A 23140-nucleotide genomic window follows, 5' to 3' on the forward strand; every position below is an offset into this window, starting at 1 on the left:
TCGTCATTGGACATTAAGGACGAGTTTCGTACAATTAATCAGGACAAACAAGATGAAAGATGCAAGATTGGAAATCACCTGCTCGTTTTGCAATTTTTTTATTGGGGCCATTAAATTCGAGTGGTAAGGGAATTCCGTTTTCCATTAATTCGTTTCCATAAAAAGTGAGATTCGTAGTGTTTAGTAAATATTTCTTATTTGGATTTAAACCTGTCAGTTTTAGAGTCTGGTACTTCCTTGGATTTGGACTTGCTAATATTTTGTACCAACCTATAATGGCTTCATTTTTGTTTTTACTTATTACCATCCAAGCTACTTCGTTTTCCTTAAAAGGATCAAGTAACCGATAAAAATCTCCTTTCATAATTAATGATCGGTGATGTTTGTAAAATTGTATTTGCGATTTAATTTCTGATTTTTCTTTTTCAGTAAGTATTAAAGGATTTAATTCATAACCAAATGTTCCAAAGAATGCGACATTGGCTCTAATTGATAATGGGGTATTACGAAATGTTTGATGATTAGGTGATGCTGATACATGTGATCCGATGCTAGAGATTGGATAGGGTAGTGAGGTACCGTATTGAATTTTTAATCGTTCAATTGGATCTGTATTATCGCTAGCCCATGCTTGGGGTGCATAAAACAATAAACCAGGATCAAATCGACCACCGCCGCCAGCACATGATTCAAATAACACATTTGGAAAATCACTTACTAGTCGTTCATATAATTCATACACACCTAAAATATACCGATGATAAAATTCATCTTGCTGATCATTAGCTAACTTCATAGAATAAGCCTCAGTAATATTTCGATTCATATCCCATTTTATATAGTCTAAATTTGTATTTTTTATAACATCTGACATTTTTTTATAAATGTGATCGACAACATCCTTTCTCGAGAAATCTAATACTAATTGATGCCTTCCTAAAGAAACTTGTCGATTAGGTGTATGAATAATCCAATCAGGATGATTTTTAAATAAGTTACTATTTTGACTAACCATTTCGGGCTCAAACCAAAGACCAAACTTTAAACCCAACTCTTTAATTTTATTAGCAAAACTTTCTATCCCTTTAGGGAATTTTTCAGTATTTGAATACCAATCGCCTAGAGAGCTAGTAGCATTATTTCTTTTACCAAACCATCCATCATCTAATACAAATAATTCAATCCCAAGCTTTTTTGCTTCTTTTGCGATTTGAAGTAAGGATTTTTCATTAAAGTTGAAATAAGTTGCTTCCCAATTGTTTATTAATATAGGTCGCTCATTATTTTTCCAATTACCACGAATTAGGTTATTTCGATATAAATCGTGATAAGTTTGACTCATTCCGTTCATACCTTGATCAGAATACACCATCACTACTTCAGGAGATTGAAAATGTTCGTTTTCAGATAATTTCCAAGTGAAACGAAACGGATTTATTCCCAACGTAATTCGAGTCATGTCGTAATGATCAACTTCAGCTTGAGCAATAAAATTTGAGCTATAAACTAAATTAAAACCAAATACTTCACCATGATTTTCTGTAGTCTCTTTTCTTCTAAAGGCAAGAAATGGGTTATGTTGATGTGAACTTGAGCCACGTAAACTCGAAATGCCCTGTGTACCCATTACTAACTGTCGTTCCATTATATGTCTCTCTCTAGACCATGCACCACTTAGTTGAATCATAATAAAATCATGGTCAGGAAAATCAATCGATGTGCTCATAAATCGCTCTAAATAAAATGGTTCAATTCCTTGGTTACAAATATATGCACTTCTAGTAATAACAGATAAATCTTTAAATATTGTATAGGAAATTACAAGCACTGCTTTAAGAGTCGAGTCTTCTAGGACAATCTGAATTGTTTCTGCATCTTCATCATTTTCTGTATAAGTGGCAGGTAAACCTTGTAAAATGGGTTTCCCTTTTGTAATTGTATAATATTGATAGATAAAGTTAGTAATATGGCTACCGTTTAACTGACGAATACTTAATGCCGGTTCTCGATAGTCAGAAGTGCCATATACGGGATATTCCTGTCTGATCGTTTCAAGACTAATCGATCGATCAGCATAGTAATAAGAAGTATATGTTGTTGAAGAATTGTCATTTTGGATATGCGTAAAATTTGAATGAATGTCAATCGCTTTTCCAAAATACAAAGACCCAAGGTGACCATTTTTCATGACATAAAATACATAACTAATTCTTCCGTTTGTTAGATGAAACTTTTTTTGTTCGTCATCCACAAAAATCAGCATGATTGCACCTCTAGTACATGATTTAATTACTTCTAAAAACTTTTTATACTATTAAAGAAATTAGCTTAATCAAATATTTATGCACAATATAAAATTAATATTTTTTACTTATTGAAATTAATAAGGAAATTTTAGTCAAATTTTCATCTGATTTTCAGAAAAGAATTTTAATATTAATTGAGCATCTAATTACGCGTCTATTAAACGAAATCTTTAACATTTAATCAATAGAACTGAGAAAAAGGTTGGAAGGATCGAACTAAGGAGGGGGATTTTAATCAGTAATCCAAAAACTAAATATATACAAAGTGGTGTAATAAATATGAAATTATTTAAAAAATTAAGCCAGGAAAATAAACATTTAATAATTGCAACAATCTTAATGATCATTTATGTTTCTCCACTTTTCATACTAGGAGAAAATGCTCATATAAGAGTACATGATAATTTAGATTCAAATATTGCATGGTATAAAACACTTAAAAACTCAGGGCAATTATTTGGTAAATTAAATTCTACAATCCCGCAGATCATTGATGGATTACCAAGAAATGCTTATGGAACGGAATTTAGTGGTATACAGTGGCTAAATAATCTCTTTCCGCCAATGCTAGCTTATTCAATAGGTCAGACAATTACCAGAATTTTTGCGTTTCTTGGGATGTATCTCCTGTTAAAAAAGCATTTTATAACATCAAAAGAAAATTACCTAATTAGAGTATGGGTCTCACTTGCATTTGCGCTAACACCATTTTGGCCATCTGGAATGCTAAGTACATTAGGGATGCCACTAGCTCTATGGGCGTTTCTAAATATAAGAACTGGAAAATATTCCTGGAAAGACTGGATGACTCTTATATTATTACCCTTTTATTCTAGTTTTGTATTAGGATTCTTTTTCTTTTTAGTATTTATGGGATTGCTTTGGTTAAGAGATGTATTTGTAAAAAAGAAAATCAATCCAGTATTCTTTTTAAGTATTTTATTAATGACTTTAATGTATTTAGCAATTGAATATCGCCTTGTATTCTCACTCGTCATTCCATCTGAACCAACAAGTAGAAATGAATTTTTAAGCTCTACATTGGGCTTTTGGCATACGATACGATTAGTGTTTAAGAATTATTTTTTAGGACATACCCATGTTTTAACACTTCACACGCTAGTCATTGTACCATTATCTTTTATTGTATTCTGGACTTTAAGAAATAAAAAAAGAGATAGTATTGAAAAAAGATTTCTATACTTATTTATTCTTAATTTTTTATTATCCGTTTGGTACGCCTTTTGGTTTTATAAAGGATGGAAGCCAGTAAAAGAACAATTTCAACTGTTAAATACGTTTAATTTTGCTAGATTTCATTTTTTAAGACCTTTAATAATCTATTTAATGTTTGCTGTCGGAGCCTATCTTCTTTGGTTAAAGGGAAAAGGCTGGCAAAAGTTTGTGAAAATTTGTTTAGTCGTTCAAGTATTTGTCATGTTTTGTGCGAATGATGAAATTGTATATCGTGTAGCGGGGAAACCATCATTTAAACAATTTTATGCTGTAAATCAATTTAATGAAATCTCAAAATATATTGGAAAACCTAAAAATAGCTATCGGGTTGCAAGTATAGGCATTCACCCTGCAATTGCTCAATATAACGGTTTTTACACGCTCGATACTTATAATAATTTTTATTCGTTAAAGTATAAGCACCAATTTAGAAAAATAATTGCACCTGAACTTAAAAAAAGCCCCTTACTTGAAAATTACTTCGATCATTGGGGGGGAAGATGCTATCTATTTGTAGCTGAACTAGGTAAAAATTATGAATTTAAAAAAGACTCAAACGTTAAAATCCATCATTTACAACTAAATATTAACGAATTTAAAAAGTTGGGTGGGGAATATATTTTTGCGGCTGTCCCAATTGAAAATGCTAGTAGTAATGGACTTTTATTGAAGAAAGTATTTAATAATAAAAATTCTGCATGGCGTATATATCTTTACGAGGTAAATAACGACTGAAATGGATGTGATGATAAATGAAAACACCTTTATTGACGATAGTTGTCCCTTGTTACAATGAGCAGGAAGTTTTTGAGGAAACAACAAGACAACTTACTTACTTAATTGAAGAATTAATAGATGATTCTCTTATCTCTGATTATAGTAAAATCCTGTTTGTTGATGATGGAAGTAAAGATCGAACATGGGAACTAATAGAAAATGAAAGTAATGAAAATGAATATGTTAGAGGATTAAAGCTTGCAAAAAATGTAGGGCATCAAAACGCACTCATAGCTGGGCTTGAAATTGCAAACAAGCATTCCGATTGTGTAGTTTCAATTGATGCGGATTTACAAGATGATATTAATGTAATACGTAAATTTGTAGAAAAGTATTTAGAGGGATTTGATATTGTTTATGGCGTACGAGACAGTAGAGAAACAGATACTTTCTTTAAGCGTTCAACAGCACTTGGGTTTTATCGATTCATGGGGAAAATAGGGATTAATCTAGTTCCTAATCATGCTGATTTCCGATTAATGAGCAAGAGGGCATTAGATGAATTATTCAAATATAAAGAAACAAATTTATTCTTAAGAGGACTAGTACCTCTTGTAGGTTTTCCTTCAACTAATGTTTATTACGATCGAAAAGAAAGGTTTGCGGGTGAATCAAAATATCCATTAAAAAAGATGCTATCCTTTGCGTTTGACGGGATCACTTCATTTAGTATAGCTCCGATTAGATTTGTCTCGCTGCTGGGGTTTTTATCCATCTTATTTAGTTTAATAGCAGGTGGCTATGCAATCGTTCAACATATATTAGGGAATACGGTTAGTGGATGGCCATCATTAATGGTATCAATTTGGTTTGTTGGTGGAGTTCAATTATTGGGTATTGGAATGATCGGTGAGTATATTGGAAAGATTTATCACGAAGTTAAAAATCGACCAAGATATGCTATTGAAACAGATTTATATACAATGATCGAATCTGAACTCGTAAATAAGGGGCAAAGATGAATAAGACATTTTTCCGTTTTATTGTAGTAGGAATTGCAAATACAATTGTAGGATTATCATTCATTTATTTACTACTTCATTTATTTGGTTTATCTTATTGGATTTCAACATTTATTGGAAATTCTTTAGGAGCATGTATTAGTTACATTTTAAATCGGAATTTTACGTTTAAAAGTGAAGGCTCCGTAAAAAAAAGTATCCCAATGTTTATCATAGTCATTTTAACCTGTTATTTTATAGCATTTAATCTTGGAGCTAAAATAATTGATTACATTTTAAATTTACAGGATTTTATATCTCTAAATTTTAAAAATGACTTAGCTGTTTTAATAAGTTCTGGGTTATATACGGTTTTAAATTATTTTGGTCAAAAATTACTTGTTTTTAAAAATAAAAATATGACTAAAAAACAACTTGAAAACGAAAGAATGTGATCAATATGAATATTTTAGTACTTGGCGGAGCTGGTTATATAGGATCACACGCAGTATACATGCTGATTGAAAATGGCTTAAATGTGATAATTGTTGATAATTTGCAGACGGGAAATATAGGAGCGATACATTCAGACGCCATTTTTTATCATGGGGATATTCGTGATAAAGAATTTTTAAAGTCAGTTTTTCGAAATGAAAAGATAGATGGTGTATTACATTTTGCAGCAAATAGTCTAGTTGGAGAATCAATGGAAAAACCGTTGGAGTATTTTAGCAATAATGTATTTGGCACACATGTTTTATTAGAAGTAATGAATGAGTTTAATGTTAAATATATCGTATTTTCATCTTCTGCTGCTGTATATGGTGAACCTAAAATCGTACCGATCTCAGAAGATTTCAATACAGATCCAACGAACACATATGGTGAAACAAAATTAATGATGGAAAAGATGATGAAATGGAGTAGTTTAGCATATGGTTTAAATTATGTTTCGCTAAGATACTTTAATGTAGCTGGGGCAAAAAGTTCAGCTGAAATTGGAGAAGATCATTCTCCTGAGACGCATTTAATTCCATTAATTTTACAAGTTGCTTTAAATCAAAGAAAAGAGATTACTATTTTTGGGGATGATTATGATACCCCAGACGGGACTTGTATTAGAGACTATATTCATGTTGAAGATTTAGTGAATGCTCATTTACTAGCACTTAATTACCTTTTTAATGGTGGAGAAAGTGATATTTTTAATCTTGGAAATAATAAGGGGTATTCAGTTTTACAAATCGTTGAAGCAGTTCGTCGAATAACTAAGCATCCAATACCATATAAATTCGGTTCTAGAAGAGAAGGAGATCCAAGTGTTTTAATTGCTTCTTCAGAGAAAGCCAAAAAAGTTTTAGGATGGAAAGTAATGAATGAAGACATCGATTTGATTATTAAGGATGCTTGGAAATGGCATAAAACAAACCCTAATGGATTTAAGAACAAATATACTACTCAATATAATTAGATTTTTAATTTAATATAAAATTATAATTGATAGAATTTCAACAAACTGAAACCTTCACCCCAAGTGAAGGTTTCACGCTGTTGAAAAACAACCTTATCAATTAAATTACCAAATTTTCGTAAAATGAGTAGAATGATGTTGATTTCCATTACAGGATGCTCGCTTTCCATGGAGCGAGATTCTTTAGCCTCCTCGGCAAGCCTGGGGGGTCTTTAGCCTTCCCGCTAATCCCATAGGAGTCGAGCACCCCTCCATTACAATCAACTTATTCATCAAAAAAAGTATGCAATAAATCCTAATCAAATAGCCTTTACTTTGAGTAATCTAGCAGTTTTTATTAATCAGTTTGTAGTTCTATTAATATCGAACATTAAACTAAATTAATCAAATGAATTTGTTTTTCTAAGGCTCATAATTTTTAACTTCTGAAAAAAACATGTCTAGTTTTATTGGAATCATAAAATTGCTCGAACATATTAACATTTAAAACCATTAAAAGAACATCCAGAAAAATGATAATTTCATCATTATTAAGTTTATTTAATGTCCGTTTTCCCTATTGACCATTTTATATTTCAACAAACTAAAACCTTCACCCCAAGTGAAGGTTTTTTCGTAAATTTAATTCCCACTTACCCTATTAATGTTTTACGGTGATAGAAAAATGATATAATATCACTAGTCGATTTATGGAGGTACGAGTATGAATCAGCAGGAAATCATATTACAATTAGAAAATTATGTTCGAAATCTTCATCAAGGTGATAGTTCTGGACATGACTGGTATCATATTGACCGGGTTAGAAACTTAGCAGTACATATTGCTCAAAAAGAGAGTGCAAATCAATTCATCGTCGAATGTGCTGCATTAGTTCACGATGTAATAGATGATAAATTACATGATGATTTTGAGGCTCAAAAAATACAATTAGAATCAATTCTAAATGAATTATTAAATAATAATGAAGACGTAAAAGCAATCATGTACATAATTGAAAATATCTCCTATAAAGGAGGCAATGGGGTTATTCCAACCACTTTAGAAGGTAAAATTGTACAAGATGCTGATCGCTTGGATGCAATTGGAGCAATTGGTGTTGCTAGAACATTTGCGTACGGTGGTAAAAAAGGTCGTAGTATGTTTAACCCGGAGTTTAAAATAAGAGAAAACATGACGATGGAAGAATATAGAAGTGACAAAAGTTCATCGTTACATCACTTCTATGAAAAAATATTAAAACTTAAAGACTTAATGAATACAAACACAGCATTAGAATTGGCAAAAGAAAGACATCTATTTGTAGAAAAATTCATCGATGAATTTATGAAAGAGTGGAATTTTAAAATATGAAGATTTTAAGTGTAGAGAATTTAATTAAAACTTATGGGGAAAAAACTTTATTCGATAAAATTTCATTTACCGTAAGTGAAGGGCAGAAAATTGGTTTATTAGGTATAAATGGAACTGGTAAATCGAGTTTATTAAAAATTATTGCAGGTGTCGAGTCAGCTGATGATGGAAAAATTACGACTCCAAAGGATTATGTAATAAGTTATTTGCCTCAACATGAAGACTTTGATAAAAAACAAACGATTCTTGAAGCAGTATTTGAGAGTGATGATAAAGTAATGGTTTTAGTAAAATCATATGAAAAAACATTACAAGCACTTGGAGAAGATCCAGCTAATCAAGGATTACAAAATGAACTATTAAAATTACAAGCGGATATGGATACATTAAATGGTTGGGATTTAGAAGCAAATGCAAAGACAATTTTATCAAAATTAGGTTTATCAAATTTAAATTTAGATGTTTCATTACTTTCAGGTGGTCAGAAGAAAAGAGTAGCCTTAGCAAAAGCATTAATACATCCATGTGATTTATTAATTTTAGATGAGCCTACGAACCATTTAGACTATGAATGTATCGTCTTTTTACAAGAATACGTAAAAAGACTGCAAAATGCAGTATTATTTGTCACTCATGATCGTTATTTTCTAGATGAAGTTACTACAGCATTATTAGAACTATCAAATAGCAATATCTATCGTTATGAAGGAAATTATCAGTATTATATTGAACAAAGAGCTGCCAGGGAAGAGCAAGAGGCAGCTACTAATGAAAAAAGAAACAATTTATTTAGAAGAGAATTAGCTTGGATGCGTAGAGGAGCAAAAGCTAGAACGACTAAGCAAAAAGCTCGAATTCAACGTTTTGATGACCTTTCGGGTAAACTCAACAATCAAGAAAAAGCGGATTTAGAGATGAACTTTCAACAAACTCGTCTAGGTAAAAAAGTTGTTGAGTTTAAAGATGTTAATAAGTCTTTTAACGAGAAAACGATATTAGATAATTTCAACATACTTTTACTTCAAACTGATCGAATTGGAATAATTGGTGAAAATGGTGCGGGTAAGACAACTTTATTGAAAATGCTTGTTGGAGAAGAACAAGTTGATTCTGGTGAAATTGAAATTGGGCAAACAGTAAAAGTAGCATACTATACTCAAATACAAGAAAATGTGAATCCAACTATGAGAATGATTGATTATATTAAGGAAGAAGCAGAAGTCATTCATACACCAGATGGAAAAACAATTTCAGCTTCACAAATGCTAGAAACATTCTTATTTCCTACTCAATCGCACGGAGTACAATTGGGAAAACTTTCAGGTGGCGAAAAAAGAAGACTATATTTATTAAGACTCTTAATGACTGCTCCAAATTTATTATTACTTGATGAGCCAACAAACGATTTAGATATTGATACTTTAACGGTTTTAGAAGACTATATAGAGAATTTTAGTGGAGTAGTAGTTACCGTATCACATGATCGCTATTTCTTAGATAAAGTTACAAATAAATTATTAATTTTTGAAGGTGAAGGAAAAGTTTCATCTACATTAGAAAGCTATACGGATTATTTAGAACGACAATCGAACGAAAAACGTGAAGTTGAAGCTGTAAAAGAGACAATTGAAAAACCCGTTTATCAAAAAGAACAAAAGAAAAAGCGATTAACTTATCAAGAACAAAAAGAATGGGATCATATTGAGTCTGATATCGAAAAACTGGAAAATGAGATTGAGCAACTAAATGAAAAGTTACAAGGTGTAGGCTCTAATTTTGATGAAGCTTATAAACTTTCTAAAGAAATTGAGGAAAAAGAAGCTCAACTAGAACAGAAAATGGAGCGTTGGTCAGTTTTAAGTGATTTAGTAGAAAGTTTAAAGTAGAGTATTAATTTTGAGTTTTGGATTATGACACCATATTACTACTCAAGTTTTTTTACCTCATAATGAATTTTTAAAGATAAAAGTTTATTTAAAATACTATTTTCCTTTTTTTACGAACTTACAATAATTTTGTATTGTAGAAAAAAATAAAGGAGATGGTAATAATGATAAATAATGTTGTATTAGTAGGAAGATTAACGAAAGAGCCCTTTTTACAAACTACACCGAATGGAAGGAAAACAACTTTTATTAATATTGCTACGAATGTTTATTCAGATTATCTGAAAAAAACGAGAACGAACTATGTTTCAGTAAAATTATGGGGTCCCATTGCTGAATATGCTACTAAAAAAGCAAAAAAAGGGATGGAAGTTTCTATTGAAGGAGTTATTAAAACTTCAAGCTATGTAAAAGAATCTGAAAAACCTATTTATGTGACGGAAATAATAGTTGAGAAATTTCACCTTTTTACTCGTCGATCTGAAGAGTTAACTCATAACGCAGTCGAATCTAGTACAAATGAATTTGAAGAATTCGTTAAGGCGTTACAATAGTGAGTTTTTCCTCTTTTTGATAGAATGGACTAAATAACAAGAAGAGGAGATTAAGATGAAAATTAAGTCAATCGAACCAACACCAAGTCCTAATACAATGAAAGTGTTATTAGATGAGGAATTGCCATCAGGAAGTAGAAATCATTATTCTATTGATAATATTGACAAGGCACCGCTAATAATTCAAGAAATATTAGGAATAGAAGGAATCAAAAGTGTCTATCATGTAGCTGATTTTATCGCCATTGATCGTAAGTCAAACGCAAATTGGCAAACTATTTTGCTTCAAGTAAGAAATGTATTTGGAGAAGAAGTAAATGATGAAGCTACCAATGAAACGATCATTGATAATCATTTTGGAGAAGTACAAGTATTTGTTCAAATGTATCACAATATACCAATGCAGTTGAAATTAATTGTAAATGGTGAAGAACAAAGAGCAGCTTTACCTCCGTTCTATAAAGAAGCAATTATGAAACTAACAACATCTGCATCGAATGTAGTATTTGAAAGACAGTGGATTGATTATGGAATTCGTTATGGTGAATTAGCAACAATCGAGAAAGAAATTATTGATGAATTAACGGCTACTCACACAGAAACCGACATAAAAAATATCGTCAACGAAGTGATGACGAATGATGTATCCAATACTGAGAAAAAAGAAGTTCCTAAATTTGAACCATTTACAGCAGATATTTTTGAAGAAAAAGATTGGAAAAAAAGGTATGCGAGATTTGTAAAAATCGATCCTACCCTTGAAGATTTACCTTTACTAGAAATTGCTTTAAAAGATGAGCATGTTTCAATAAGAAGATTAGCTACAGCTTATTTAGGTATGCTAAAATCAGAATTAGTGTTACCTTATTTATATGAGGCTTTAAAGGATAAGGCAGTTGGTGTTAGACGAATTGCTGGAGATTGTCTATCAGACTTAGGATTTGAAGAAGCCATGCCAGCTATGATTGAAGCATTAAAAGATCCTAGTAAATTAGTTAGATGGCGTGCAGCAATGTTTCTTTTTGAACTAGGTGATGAAAGTGCAATTCCAGCCTTAAAAGCTGCATTAGAAGACCCAGAATTCGAAGTGAAATTACAAGTTCAACTTGCTTTGCATCGAATTGAAAATGGTGAGGAAGCACTTGGTTCAGTTTGGAAACAAATGACTGAGCGTAATAAAATAGAAAATGAAAAAGGAGAAACAAACTAATGAATGCATATGATGAGTACATGAAAGGGATCGTAAAACCAATGAGAGAGGAATTAACTTCAAATGGTTTTACAGAATTAACTACTGGGGAAGAAGTCGAGTCATTTATGAATGAATTAAATGATACTGCTTTTTTTGTAATCAATTCAGTTTGTGGTTGTGCTGCTGGACTTGCTAGACCTTCTGCAGTTCAAGCGGTTATTGAATCAGAGAAAAAACCTGCAAATGTTATGACAGTGTTTGCTGGACAAGATAAGGAAGCTACTGCGACGTTAAGAGAATATTTAGCTGACTTCCCACCATCTTCACCTTCAATGGCAGTATTTAAAGGTAAAGAGGTAGTTGGATTTATTCCTCGTGAACAAATCGAAGGCTCAACTCCTGAAGATATTAAAGCAAGAATTCAATCAATATTTGCACAAATGTAAAAAGAGGATTTTTCCTCTTTTTTTCTTAATTAAGGAGACATATGATTATTACAACTTGCTTAAGACCAGATGTTTATTTAGAAAAGGAAGCAGAGATCATTGCTTCAGACTTAAATGGACAGCTAATTCTCCGGAAAGAATTTAGCATTGAAGAAATCTATGATAAATTTAAAAAACCTATACTTGTTTTAGGTAAAAATAGATTAGAATGGTATGAGGATGACCAAGCAATTCCATATTTTTTTCACCCAAACTCCTCAGTTTTTAGAATTAGACGATTGATGAAGGGTGAACATGATCCTTTTTGTGACGCTTGTTTATTAACAAAAGGTGATACTCTACTAGACTGTACACTTGGAATGGCTTCAGATAGTATTGTTGCAAGTTACGTTGTAGGTGAACAAGGTAAAGTTTTAGGTTTAGAGAAAAACCAAATTATTGCTTACCTAACTAAGAAAGGTCTAAAAACAAATAAACAGAACATTATAGATTGGTCGAATATCATTAACAAAATTGAAGTGAAGAATATAGATTATAAAACTTATTTGAAGACACTTCCAGACAAGTCTTTTGATATCGTTTATTTTGATCCAATGTTTGAAAAAAATATTGAAGCCTCTTCGGGTATTGCAGCATTGAAAAATTTAGCATCATATGATGACCTAACATATGAAGTAATCAATGAAGCTAAGCGCGTTGCCAGAAAAAGAATCGTGTTGAAAGATCATTTTAGAAGTGAAAGATTTAAAAAATATGGATTTAATCAATTAATTCGCAAATCATCAGAATTTCATTTTGGCTATATTGAAATGAAAGAAGAAGTTCATTAAGAATTAACTATACATAATTAGGAGGTCAATATGAAGCAATACTTAGATTTATGTAAACATGTATTAGACAATGGCATGACAAAGACAGACCGTACTGGAACAGGAACAATTAGTACATTCGGTTATCAAATGCGATTTAATCTTCAAGATGGCTTTCCTTTAGTAACAACAAAGAAAGTTCATTTAAAATCAATCATTCATGAATTATTATGGTTTTTAAAAGGCGACACTAATATTCAATACTTAAAAGAAAATGGTGTTCGTATTTGGAATGAGTGGGCAGATGAAAATGGTAATTTGGGCCCTGTTTATGGTGAACAATGGAGATCATGGAAAGCTGCTGACGGCTCAACAATTGATCAAATTACAGAAGTAATTAATCAAATAAAAACAAATCCAGATTCTCGAAGAATGATTGTTTCTGCGTGGAATGTTGGAGAACTTGATAAGATGGCATTAGCACCATGTCATTGCTTTTTCCAGTTTTATGTGAATGATGGAAAACTTTCTTGTCAGCTTTATCAAAGAAGTGCGGACATTTTTTTAGGAGTTCCATTTAATATCGCATCTTATGCACTTTTAACAATGATGATTGCTCAAGTATGTGATTTAGAATTAGGAGATTTTGTACATACATTTGGTGATGCACATATCTATACAAATCATCTTGAACAAATAAATTTACAACTATCTAGAGAGCCACATAAATTACCAAAAATGAAGTTAAATACAGAAATTAAAAACATTTTTGAATTTAAATATGAGGATTTTACATTAGAAGATTATGAGTGCCATCCTGCGATCAAAGGGGTAGTAAGTGTATGATTGCTGCATTAGTTGCAATGTCAGAAAACAATGTAATCGGCTTAAATAATAAGATGCCTTGGCATCTTCCACAAGAGCTTGCTTATTTTAAGAAAGTGACGACTGGATATACAATTATTATGGGAAGAAAAACCTTTGATTCGATAGGTAGACCACTTCCAAACCGAGAAAATATCGTTGTGACAAGACAAAAGGATTTTCAAGCAGAAGGTGTTATAGTCATTAATGATGTTATAAGTTATGTAGAAGAAAATAAAAATAAAGATTTATTTATTATTGGTGGGGCTGAAATTTTTAATTTAACTTTCCCATATTTAGATACACTTTATATTACTGAAATTGAACATAACTTTGAAGGTGACACTTTTTTCCCGAATTTTTCAAAGGACGAATGGAATGTAAAATCTGTTTCTGATGTACAAGTCGATGAAAAATCAAAAATTAAATTTAGATATTTTGTTTATGAAAAAAAGTATTGACATCTTGAATTAAAGATATTATTATGAGGTTAAGGGATTTGATTATCCCTTGATTTTTAAAAATAAATCTCGAATTAAAGATAAACGAAACTGAGAGGAAGATGTTTAAGATGAAAAAATTACTTTATATTACTGCAAATCCAAATGCAATTGAAAATTCATTTGGTCTATCTGTTGGGGAAGCATTTATTAATGAATACAAAAAAGCAAATCCTGAAAATGAAGTTGTTCATTTTGATTTATTTAAAGAAAATGTTCCTATGTTAGATGGAAATGTTTTTGATGCATGGGGCAAATTAGGAAACGGTACTGCTTTTGAAGAATTAAGTGCTGATCAACAAGCTACTTTAGCTGCTATGAATCGTAACTTAGAAATTTTCACTCAAGCTGATGAGTATGTATTTGTTACACCATTTTGGAACTTTAGTTTCCCATCAGTTGTAAAAAACTTTATTGATAATATCTCAATTGCTGGCAAAACATTTAAATATACTGAAAATGGTCCAGTTGGTTTACTTGAGAATAAAAAAGCATTACACATCCAAGCAAGCGGTGGCGTATATTCAGAAGGTCCTGCAGCTGGAATTAACTTCTCTAGCCCATACTTAACAAGTATCTTAAACTTTGTAGGTGTTACTGATGTAACTACTTTATTCGTAGAAGGTATGGCTGCAATGCCAGATAAAGCACAAGAAATTAAAGCTAATGCAATTGAAAAAGCTAAAGTTCTTGCTGCAGAATTCAGTGGCGAAAAAATTTCGAACTAAAGATTCACTATATAAAGGAATCGGCAAATATAAGCCGATTCTTTTTTTTGATACTTGTTTTATTAATTAATCAGGATGGATAATACTTTTCAAGTGGTTGGGCATTTTGTATAATAATTAACATACTCAATTATCGGAGGATTAATATGTTTCGCACAATATTTGCTGCAACACGCATTGTAGTTGGTGTAATTGAAGCAAAGCTAAAATTATCATCAGTTAAAAAAATACCAAAAGATTTACCTGTACATGAGCAAGACCGTATTATGCACCAATTTCCTGATTATTTCGGGAAAATGATGATTGGTTGTACTGGTAGTAAAGTAAAGGTTGAAGGAATCGAAAATATTCCTAGAGACGAAGGAGTCCTAATTGTAAGTAATCATCAAAGTAATTTTGATATACCACTATTATTAGGATATTTAAATAAGCCTATTGGATTCATTGCAAAAGCCGAATTAAAAAAACTACCGATTGTACCAGACTGGATGGAACAAATGCATAGTGTATTTATGGACAGAAGTGATCGAAGACAATCACTTAATGCTATAAAAGAAGGCATTGATAAACTTAAAAATGGTCATTCATTAGTTATCTTTCCAGAAGGTACTAGAAGTAAACGTAGTGAAATGGGTGAATTTAAATCCGGTAGCTTTCATTTAGCAACGAAATCCGGAGTTCCAGTTATTCCTGTAAGAATTGAAGGTACCTATAATATTTTAGAGGCTAATGGTAATCGAATTAAACCAGCAAATGTTACACTAAAAGTATTTCCACCAGTTTATCCTGAACAAATTGGAATAACTGATCCGAAAGAATTAACTAACTATATTAAAGAGATTATTGAAAAATAAAACTAAAAGCGCTCATTTAAAATGAAGCGCTTTTTTAAACAACAAATTTAAATATACAAAAATACATAGATGCACTACCTAATAATACAAATAAATGCCAAATTGCATGACTATATGGCCAGCGTTTGACTAGAAAAAAAATTGTTCCAATCGAATAAAATAGCCCTCCTAATAATAAGTAGAAAAATCCTATTCCAGATAGTCCTACATAAATAGGTTTAATTGCAAACATCATTAACCAACCCATAATTAAATATACAATAGTTGAAAATAATTCAAACTTATTAACATATATAAATTTAAAGATTACACCTGAAACCGCCAAGCCCCAAATAATTGTAAATAAGGACCAGCCAATCTTTCCCCTTAAAGTTATGAGTAAAAATGGAGTATAAGTTCCAGCGATTAATAAATAAATTGCCGAGTGATCTAAAATTGTAAATAGCCTAATTAACTTTGGGTCTCTAACGCTATGAAGTAATGTTGAGCAAATATAAAGTAGTAACATAGACAAACCAAAGACTGTAAAAGAAATTAAATGCCAAGGTGTCCCTTTATGCAAAGCCTTACTAATTAAATAATACAGTGCTGGGATGCTCAGTATTGCACCAATCCCATGAGTAATAGCATTTGCTAATTCTTCTTTCATTGCTCTACTCATAAAAATGCCTCCTATTTTAAATGAATCATTTTCATCCATGAGAGTATTATGAACAAATCTAGAGATTTAATGTTTTCAATATTTAATAGCTTTATGTATATTTTGATAGATCATTTTAAACAGATAAACATCAAGTATGATTCATAAATCAGACAGATATGGTAATCTGAATTTAATCAAAATAATCTAAATGGAGGTATATATGCTACTCATAAAAAATGGTGAAATCTTTACCCCAAAGTCAATAGGTAAAAACGATATTTTAATATCAAATGAAAAAATTGAGTTTGTTCATGAAGACATAGACATTACCTCATCTTCGGTACCTATACAAATATTGGATGCATCTGCCTACTATATTGTGCCTGGCTTCATTGATGCTCATGTTCATCTTATTGGTGGCGGAGGTGAAGGTGGCTTTAAAACAAGAACACCAGAATTATTGTTGTCTGATTGTATTAAAGGAGGAATCACAACCGTAGTAGGAGTAATTGGTACAGATGGAACAACAAGAACTATGACCAGTCTACTAGCAAAATGTAGAGCATTAGAAGAAGAGGGAATTACTTCATATGTCTATACGGGCTCGTACCAAACACCTGTCAAAACGTTATTTTCTAAAATTGAGGAAGACATCATCTTAATTGATAAGATAATCGGTGTAGGAGAAATAGCAATTTCGGACCATCGATCATCTCAACCGACAAAGGCAGAATTTGCAAGAATAGCTGCACAATCTCGAAATGGAGGCTTGCTTTCAGGAAAGTCCGGCGTTGTAAATGTACATATTGGAGATAGTAAAAAAATGTTATCAATGATCGAGGAGATTGTTGAAGAAACCGAATTACCTATTACTCAATTTTACCCAACACATATTAACCGCAATAGCTATTTATTTGAAGCAGGTATTAACTTCGCTAAAAAAGGAGGGTTTGTTGACTTTACAACTAGCTCTATCCCACACTTTTTGAATAATGGTGAAGTGAAATGTAGCGTAGGATTGAAAAGAATGTTGAATTCAGGTGTTAGCATTGAACAAATCACATTTACATCTGATGGACAAGGTAGTCTACCTGATTTTGATGAAAACGGAATACTCCGAGGCATGAAGGTTGGAAGAGTAAGCAGCTTATATGACGAAGTGAAAGACGCAATTTTAAATGAAGGCATCAAGATTGAAGATGCAATTAGCGTAATCACTAAAAACCCAGCCAATATATTAAAATTACAAAAAGGACAAATCAAAAATGGATACGATGCAGATTTAGTCTTCCTAAATAAAACAACACTAGAAATTGAAGTAGTTATTTCAAAAGGAAAAATAATGATGCAAGATAAAGAAGTATTAGTAAAAGGTACATTTGAATGAATAAAGTTTTAATAGAGAAATATTAAACAATCAATAGGGAAAACGAACATTATTAATGAAAATAATAAGTATGTTTTCAGCAACATTAAAGCAGGAGGTATATACTTCCTGCATTAAAAATTTAAGATCCAAAAACCTCATTTTGCTAATCCCTCTTCTTTTCAGCGAATAAAACAATAATCGAAAATTCATACTAGAAATAATTGTATTCGAATGAGGTGAATGATTTTGTATAAAAAAAAGACTGCATTAATCTTAATTTCGATAATTGCAGTCGTCATTTCGGCTTGCAGTAATAATCAAGAGTCTAGTAATACTTTCAAAATTGGGATTGTTTCAAATTCAAATGGTAATAATAATAGTTATTTAAATTCAATTGCTATGAAAGGTATTACTAAATTTGCAAAAGAGGAAAATTTAAAAAAAGATAAGAATTATAAATACATTGCAACAAATAGTAATAAAAGTTTTGAAAAGAAAATTACTAAAATGGCTGATGCAAATTATGATTTGATTATCGGAATAGGTAATAATTTATCTTCTGTATTGAATAAAGTTGCAGAAAACAATAAAAGTACTAAATTTGGTGTGATTGATTCGAGAGTTGACCAACCAAATGTAATTAGTATTAATTTTACTGAACAAGATGGAAGTTTTTTAGCAGGTGTAATAGCAGCAATGAAAACAAAAACAAAAAAAATCGGATTTATCGGCGGAGACGACAATGAAATTATTAACAGATATAAGTATGGATTTATCTCTGGAGTAAAATCAGTAAATAAAGACATTGAAGTTCTAACTGCGTATTCAAATACTTTTAATGACCCTAAAATAGGCTCAAAAATAGCAAATGACTTTTTTATGAAAGACGTTGATATCATTTTTCCTGTAGCGGGTTTAACAAGTAAAGGCGTATTTACTACTGCAAAAAAAATTAGGAGATCAAATCAAGGGGAAGTATGGGTAATAGGAGCTGACCGGAATGAGTATAAACACGGTTTACCTGAAAACGTAACTCTTATCTCACTTGTGAAAAAGATTGATCAGGCAGTATATGATTTGGCTAAACAGACAAAATCGAATGAATTTCATGGTGGTAAAACATTAATTTATGGTTTAAATGAAGATGGTATAAAATTAATACTAGCGGATAATAATGTTGAGGAACCAATTTTAGTTAAAGTTAATGAATATAAGGATAAAATTCAAAGTGGTGCTTTAGTAGTACCTAGTAATAAAGAAGAGTATTTACAGTTTAAAGAAAAATTAATTTAGTTTTAATTAATTGATAATATTATTATGTAAACTAAAGCTATATAAGTTATTAAAATTTATTAAAATTCCTTGAAATTATTTGACGAATGAACAAATTTTTGACAATATTACTATATAAGGAAAGTTTGGTACTTACTTATTAATAGTGGATGGAAGTTGGGGGAAAATAATGGCTAACATAGGCTTTCCAGGTTTAATTTTAATTTTAATTTTAGCATTAATTATATTTGGACCAAAAAAATTACCTGAAATCGGAAGAGCATTTGGTGATACACTTAGAGAATTTAAGCGTTCTACACAAGGGTTAACAAATGATCTTTTAGAAGACAAAGACGAAAAGAACGGCAAATAAATCAGTAAAAGACTCGGTAAAGGCACCGAGTTTTTTTTTTGAAATTTCTCCATCTACTTATTTCATTCAAAAGCCTTATCTTGTCCATATGTACATAAAAATATCCTTCATGTCAATAGGATTTTCAAACAATTATTGAAATTTTAATGGAACTTTAATATTTACTGTTAACTTATAGTAAAAATGTTATAATAAGTTTGCCTTGCAAAATTTGTAGAATTTTAGAGAAGAAAGATGTGAAATGATTGGCAAACATTAAGATTGTAACTGACTCAACGGCCGACTTATTAAAAGAAGAAATTGAAAATTTAAATATAACAGTCATTCCTTTAACAATTCAAATAAATGGTGGAACATATTTAGATGGGGTTAATCTATCTCCAAAGCAATTTATTGATGAAATGCAACAATCAGTTGAATTGCCAAAGACATCACAACCAGCTGTAGGAACATTTGTAGAAACATTTGAAAAATTGACAGCCGATGGCAGTAAAGTCATTTCAATTCACTTATCTAGCGGTTTAAGTGGTACTTATTCAACGGCATGTGCAGCTGCAGGGATGGTTGAAGGTGATGTAACAGTAATCGATTCAGCTTTTATTACAAGAGCAATGGCTTTTCAAGTCATCGAGGCAGCACAAATGGCTGAAGAGGGTTCCACAGTTGAAGACATTGTTAACCGACTTACTGAAATTAAAAATAATACGTATTTATATATCATGGTAGATACACTTGAAAACTTAGTTAAAGGTGGAAGAATTGGAAAGGGTAAAGCCTTCATTGGGTCATTGCTAAATATTAAACCGATTGCATCACTTGAAGGGGGAGTTTATTCTCCAGTTGGTAAAGTGCGTAGCCATCAGCAAGTAGTAAAAACTTTAACTAAATATTTTGAACAAGACACACTTGGAAAAACGATAAAAGGTGTAGGAATTGCACATGCAGATGCTCCTGAGCTTGCAGAGAATCTTAGGAAATCAATACAACAGCTAACGAATCTAGAATTAGATGAAACTGATTATACAACTCCAGTTATTAGTACTCATACAGGAAAAGGTGCTATTGGGTTCGTTTTTTACGCAGAATAGATTTTCTATTCAACATATTATTTTCTAACAATAAGAAAGAAGAAGCTTAATAAATAATGGCTTCTTCTTTTTTATTTCCAACAATTGAGGGGTGAATTGTTTCACCAAGTAAAGAAATTTTAAGCTTTTCGGGTTTTATTTTTTTCCTTTTCCATTCAGAACATAATCGCTCTAGAGCCTCAAAAGGAGTATCATCTGCAAGTTTAAATGTTCCGTAATGCATAGGGATAAATAACTTTGCGTTTAAATCTATAAACGCTTGAACAGCTTCTTCAGGTGACATATGGTTGTGTTTCATAAACCATTCAGGTTCATATGCTCCGATTGGAATAATTGCTGTATCAATTTGAAATCTTTTACCGATTTCTTTGAATCCTGAAAAATAAGCACTATCTCCAACGTGATATATACAGTCATTCGACGTTTTGAATACAAACCCACCCCAATGCGACTTATTCCTATCAAATAAAGTTCTCTTCGTCCAGTGCTGCGAAGGTACAAATGAAATATTGATCCCTAAAAAGTCTTTTGACTCCCACCATTTCATTTCATGGACATTGGTATAGCCTTTACTAACAAATTTTTGTTTCAAGCCGATTGGTAAAATAAATCGTGTTTTTTTAGGGAAATGTCGCAATGTATTAAAATCTAGATGATCATAGTGACCATGAGAAATACAAATTATGTCAATTGGAGGTAATTCTGATATAAGTATGCCTGGTTTTGACAATCGTTTTTTTAAAGCCATTTGATTGGCATAAACAGGGTCAGTTAATATATTGACTCCTTTTATTTGAATTAAAAAAGTAGAGTGTCCAATCCAAGTAATTGTTGTTTTATCTCGATTTTCCTTTAAATAGGAGATTTTTTTATGACTACATTGTTGAATGACACTGCTATAATCCTTTTTTGTCTTACTTCTTTCGATTCCGCATTTGATTAAATCTTTAAAAGTTTTACGATAACTCGTGTCTAAATTTTCATATTTTTTATTTGCCATTATCAGTCATCCTTTCAAGATTTTTTATCAATATGTTTAGTTTAACTTTACTTTGTAAAAGTATCATTTGAAAAAGTTTAAATATATATGTCAATTAGTTTAAATTATTAGAAAGAAACGATCAGTTTTTGATACAATGGACAAGTACAATGCAACATAGGGGGATAAGTATGAAGAGAAATACGGTATTTGTGACATTAATAATGATTTTATGTCTTGCATTATTAAGTGGCTGTGGTAATAAAATTGAAAATCCTTTAAATTGGGATTTAGAAAAATTTACATACACTAACCAGGACGGTAAGACTTTTGGGACGAAAGATTTAAAAGGAAAGGTCTGGCTAACAGATTTTATATTTACAAGTTGTGAAACAGTTTGTCCGCCAATGACAGCAAATATGGCAAAACTTCAACAAAAGGCTGCAGAGAAGAAGTTGAATGTAGACTTCATCTCATTTAGTATTGATCCTGAAGTTGATACGCCACAATTATTAACTACATTCGCAAATAAATTTAATGCAGATTTTAATAATTGGAATTTCTTAACGGGCTATTCTCAAAAACACATTGAAAAATTTGCATCTGAAAATTTTAAAACGATTGTTAAAAAACCTGAAAACAATTCACAAGTTATCCATGGTACTAAATTTTATTTAATTGATCAAAATGGAAAAATCGTTAAAGATTATAGTGGTGTAAGTAATGTGCCATTTGATGAGATTTTATCTGATATTGAAACTTTGACAGGGAAATAAAGCTGCGTTTTGGTTAAAAGAGTTTCTATTTATTTAATAAAAAACTGAGTTTCTAAAAGATACTCAGTTTTTTTATTTGAATTTAGTTAATTGTGCTGTGTATTAAAACATCGACATTCATCGGATTAGCTTTAAGATATTGGTAAAATGCAGTGTTACTTTTTAGTCTAAAAAGATTTGTTTTTGGTATTCAGGTAATTTTGTACCTTTTATGACAAGCATACCATTTTCGTATGTTGCAGTTGCTGTTGTTGCATTAATTGGGTAAGGTAATTTTACTACTCTTTGGGATTGGCTATAAGAATATTTTTTATAGGAGTAATTTGATTGATCGTTTTGTACTTCAGTAGTCGTATCAGTTTTTAAGCCAATTGTTAAGATTGTACCTTCAAGGTCCATATAAATTTGTTCTTTACTTACACCTGGCATACTTGCCTGAATGATTAATTCCTCGCCGTTTTCAATAATCTCTACACCGATTGACGAAAAAACTCCATGTTTATGAAAGAATTTATCAATCTCATCAAAAAGACCTCTAATAGGCGACTGATCTATTAGATCATCCACCTTTTTTAAATAATGTTGAAGATCAATAGATGAAAGACTTTGTTTTTCATCTTGAGCGTTGTTTTTTTCTTTTTCACTCATATTCATACCTCCTATCATTCCGACTAACGCAGTATATGTAAGGAGCCTAAACACTGTGCATGTTTAGATGTAAAGAT

Annotated in this window: 23 protein-coding genes; 19 read left to right on the forward strand and 4 right to left on the reverse strand. The window is 31.2% G+C overall.

Translation table 11 applies throughout. The annotated features are described in order from the left end of the window. Nucleotides 1-34: 34 nt before the first annotated feature. A complete protein-coding gene (locus BED47_RS01140; RefSeq protein ID WP_069031985.1) occupies nucleotides 35-2263 on the reverse strand; it encodes an alpha-galactosidase in 2229 nt (742 codons plus the stop codon). 322 nt (nucleotides 2264-2585) lie between these two features. On the opposite strand from BED47_RS01140, the gene BED47_RS01145 reads away from it, so the two are divergent. The 14 genes from BED47_RS01145 to BED47_RS01210 all read left to right on the forward strand — a co-directional run bounded on the left by BED47_RS01145 (nucleotide 2586) and on the right by BED47_RS01210 (nucleotide 15915). After that, on the forward strand, nucleotides 2586-4277 hold the full coding sequence (locus BED47_RS01145; protein WP_069031986.1) for a DUF6044 family protein: 1692 nt from the start codon (nucleotides 2586-2588) through the stop codon (nucleotides 4275-4277). 17 nt (nucleotides 4278-4294) lie between these two features. Beyond that, nucleotides 4295-5281 carry a glycosyltransferase family 2 protein gene (locus tag BED47_RS01150; protein ID WP_069031987.1) on the forward strand — a complete coding sequence of 329 codons (987 nt, stop codon included), beginning with the start codon at nucleotides 4295-4297 and terminating at the stop codon, nucleotides 5279-5281. Continuing rightward, a complete protein-coding gene (locus BED47_RS01155) occupies nucleotides 5278-5715 on the forward strand; it encodes a GtrA family protein (RefSeq protein WP_069031988.1) in 438 nt (145 codons plus the stop codon). Before BED47_RS01150 ends, BED47_RS01155 begins: the two co-directional genes overlap by 4 nt. Before the next feature lie 5 nt (nucleotides 5716-5720). Beyond that, nucleotides 5721-6731, forward strand: coding sequence for a UDP-glucose 4-epimerase GalE (galE, locus tag BED47_RS01160; RefSeq protein ID WP_069031989.1), 1011 nt, complete (start codon nucleotides 5721-5723; stop codon nucleotides 6729-6731). A gap of 703 nt (nucleotides 6732-7434) precedes the next feature. Then, complete coding sequence (locus BED47_RS01165; protein ID WP_069031990.1) at nucleotides 7435-8082, forward strand: HD domain-containing protein; 648 nt, start codon at nucleotides 7435-7437, stop codon at nucleotides 8080-8082. Next, nucleotides 8079-9968 carry an ABC-F family ATP-binding cassette domain-containing protein gene (locus tag BED47_RS01170; protein WP_069031991.1) on the forward strand — a complete coding sequence of 630 codons (1890 nt, stop codon included), beginning with the start codon at nucleotides 8079-8081 and terminating at the stop codon, nucleotides 9966-9968. Before BED47_RS01165 ends, BED47_RS01170 begins: the two co-directional genes overlap by 4 nt. Before the next feature lie 164 nt (nucleotides 9969-10132). Next, entirely contained in the window at nucleotides 10133-10522 is a 390-nt protein-coding gene (locus tag BED47_RS01175) for a single-stranded DNA-binding protein (protein ID WP_069031992.1), read from the forward strand. Between the two features lie 55 nt (nucleotides 10523-10577). Continuing rightward, nucleotides 10578-11732 (forward strand): conserved virulence factor C family protein, encoded by a 1155-nt coding sequence (locus BED47_RS01180; protein WP_069031993.1) that lies wholly within the window; start codon nucleotides 10578-10580, stop codon nucleotides 11730-11732. Then, on the forward strand, nucleotides 11732-12160 hold the full coding sequence (locus BED47_RS01185) for a BrxA/BrxB family bacilliredoxin (RefSeq protein WP_025672116.1): 429 nt from the start codon (nucleotides 11732-11734) through the stop codon (nucleotides 12158-12160). Before BED47_RS01180 ends, BED47_RS01185 begins: the two co-directional genes overlap by 1 nt. A 41-nt stretch (nucleotides 12161-12201) precedes the next feature. Further along, nucleotides 12202-12990: a class I SAM-dependent methyltransferase gene (locus tag BED47_RS01190; protein ID WP_069031994.1), complete on the forward strand. Its 789-nt coding sequence runs from the start codon at nucleotides 12202-12204 to the stop codon at nucleotides 12988-12990. 30 nt (nucleotides 12991-13020) lie between these two features. Further along, the gene (locus tag BED47_RS01195; protein WP_069031995.1) at nucleotides 13021-13815 is read left to right on the forward strand and encodes a thymidylate synthase; all 795 of its coding nucleotides are present in this window, start codon (nucleotides 13021-13023) and stop codon (nucleotides 13813-13815) included. Next, complete coding sequence (locus BED47_RS01200) at nucleotides 13812-14294, forward strand: dihydrofolate reductase (RefSeq protein WP_069031996.1); 483 nt, start codon at nucleotides 13812-13814, stop codon at nucleotides 14292-14294. The genes BED47_RS01195 and BED47_RS01200 overlap by 4 nt, the downstream gene beginning before the upstream one ends. 110 nt (nucleotides 14295-14404) lie before the next feature. Further along, nucleotides 14405-15061, forward strand: a complete 657-nt coding sequence (locus BED47_RS01205) for an FMN-dependent NADH-azoreductase (protein ID WP_069031997.1) — start codon at nucleotides 14405-14407, stop codon at nucleotides 15059-15061. A 146-nt stretch (nucleotides 15062-15207) separates the two neighbouring features. Next, entirely contained in the window at nucleotides 15208-15915 is a 708-nt protein-coding gene (locus tag BED47_RS01210) for a lysophospholipid acyltransferase family protein (protein ID WP_069031998.1), read from the forward strand. 34 nt (nucleotides 15916-15949) lie between these two features. On the opposite strand, the gene trhA is transcribed toward BED47_RS01210, so the two are convergent. After that, nucleotides 15950-16576: a PAQR family membrane homeostasis protein TrhA gene (gene trhA, locus BED47_RS01215; RefSeq protein WP_069031999.1), complete on the reverse strand. Its 627-nt coding sequence runs from the start codon at nucleotides 16574-16576 to the stop codon at nucleotides 15950-15952. Between the two features lie 202 nt (nucleotides 16577-16778). Between trhA and iadA the strand changes: the two genes are divergently transcribed. The 4 genes from iadA (at nucleotide 16779) to BED47_RS01235 (ending at nucleotide 20660) form a co-directional block, all read left to right on the forward strand. Further along, on the forward strand, nucleotides 16779-17945 hold the full coding sequence (gene iadA, locus BED47_RS01220; protein ID WP_069032000.1) for a beta-aspartyl-peptidase: 1167 nt from the start codon (nucleotides 16779-16781) through the stop codon (nucleotides 17943-17945). A gap of 228 nt (nucleotides 17946-18173) precedes the next feature. Next, a complete protein-coding gene (locus BED47_RS01225) occupies nucleotides 18174-19220 on the forward strand; it encodes a BMP family lipoprotein (protein ID WP_069032001.1) in 1047 nt (348 codons plus the stop codon). A gap of 166 nt (nucleotides 19221-19386) precedes the next feature. Beyond that, entirely contained in the window at nucleotides 19387-19572 is a 186-nt protein-coding gene (locus BED47_RS01230) for a twin-arginine translocase TatA/TatE family subunit (RefSeq protein ID WP_025672166.1), read from the forward strand. Between the two features lie 245 nt (nucleotides 19573-19817). Beyond that, nucleotides 19818-20660 (forward strand): DegV family protein, encoded by an 843-nt coding sequence (locus tag BED47_RS01235; protein WP_069032002.1) that lies wholly within the window; start codon nucleotides 19818-19820, stop codon nucleotides 20658-20660. A 46-nt stretch (nucleotides 20661-20706) separates the two neighbouring features. On the opposite strand, the gene BED47_RS01240 is transcribed toward BED47_RS01235, so the two are convergent. Next, nucleotides 20707-21660, reverse strand: coding sequence for an MBL fold metallo-hydrolase (locus BED47_RS01240; RefSeq protein ID WP_069032003.1), 954 nt, complete (start codon nucleotides 21658-21660; stop codon nucleotides 20707-20709). Between the two features lie 170 nt (nucleotides 21661-21830). Here BED47_RS01240 and BED47_RS01245 point away from each other — a divergent pair, with 170 nt between their 5' ends. Next, entirely contained in the window at nucleotides 21831-22415 is a 585-nt protein-coding gene (locus BED47_RS01245; RefSeq protein ID WP_069032004.1) for an SCO family protein, read from the forward strand. 162 nt (nucleotides 22416-22577) lie between these two features. Here BED47_RS01245 and BED47_RS01250 read toward each other — a convergent pair whose 3' ends face one another. After that, complete coding sequence (locus BED47_RS01250; protein ID WP_069032005.1) at nucleotides 22578-23063, reverse strand: Hsp20/alpha crystallin family protein; 486 nt, start codon at nucleotides 23061-23063, stop codon at nucleotides 22578-22580. Nucleotides 23064-23140: the final 77 nt, after the last annotated feature.

The organism is Gottfriedia luciferensis, assembly GCF_001712755.1.
GTDB classification, from domain to species: domain Bacteria; phylum Bacillota; class Bacilli; order Bacillales; family Bacillaceae_G; genus Gottfriedia; species Gottfriedia luciferensis_B.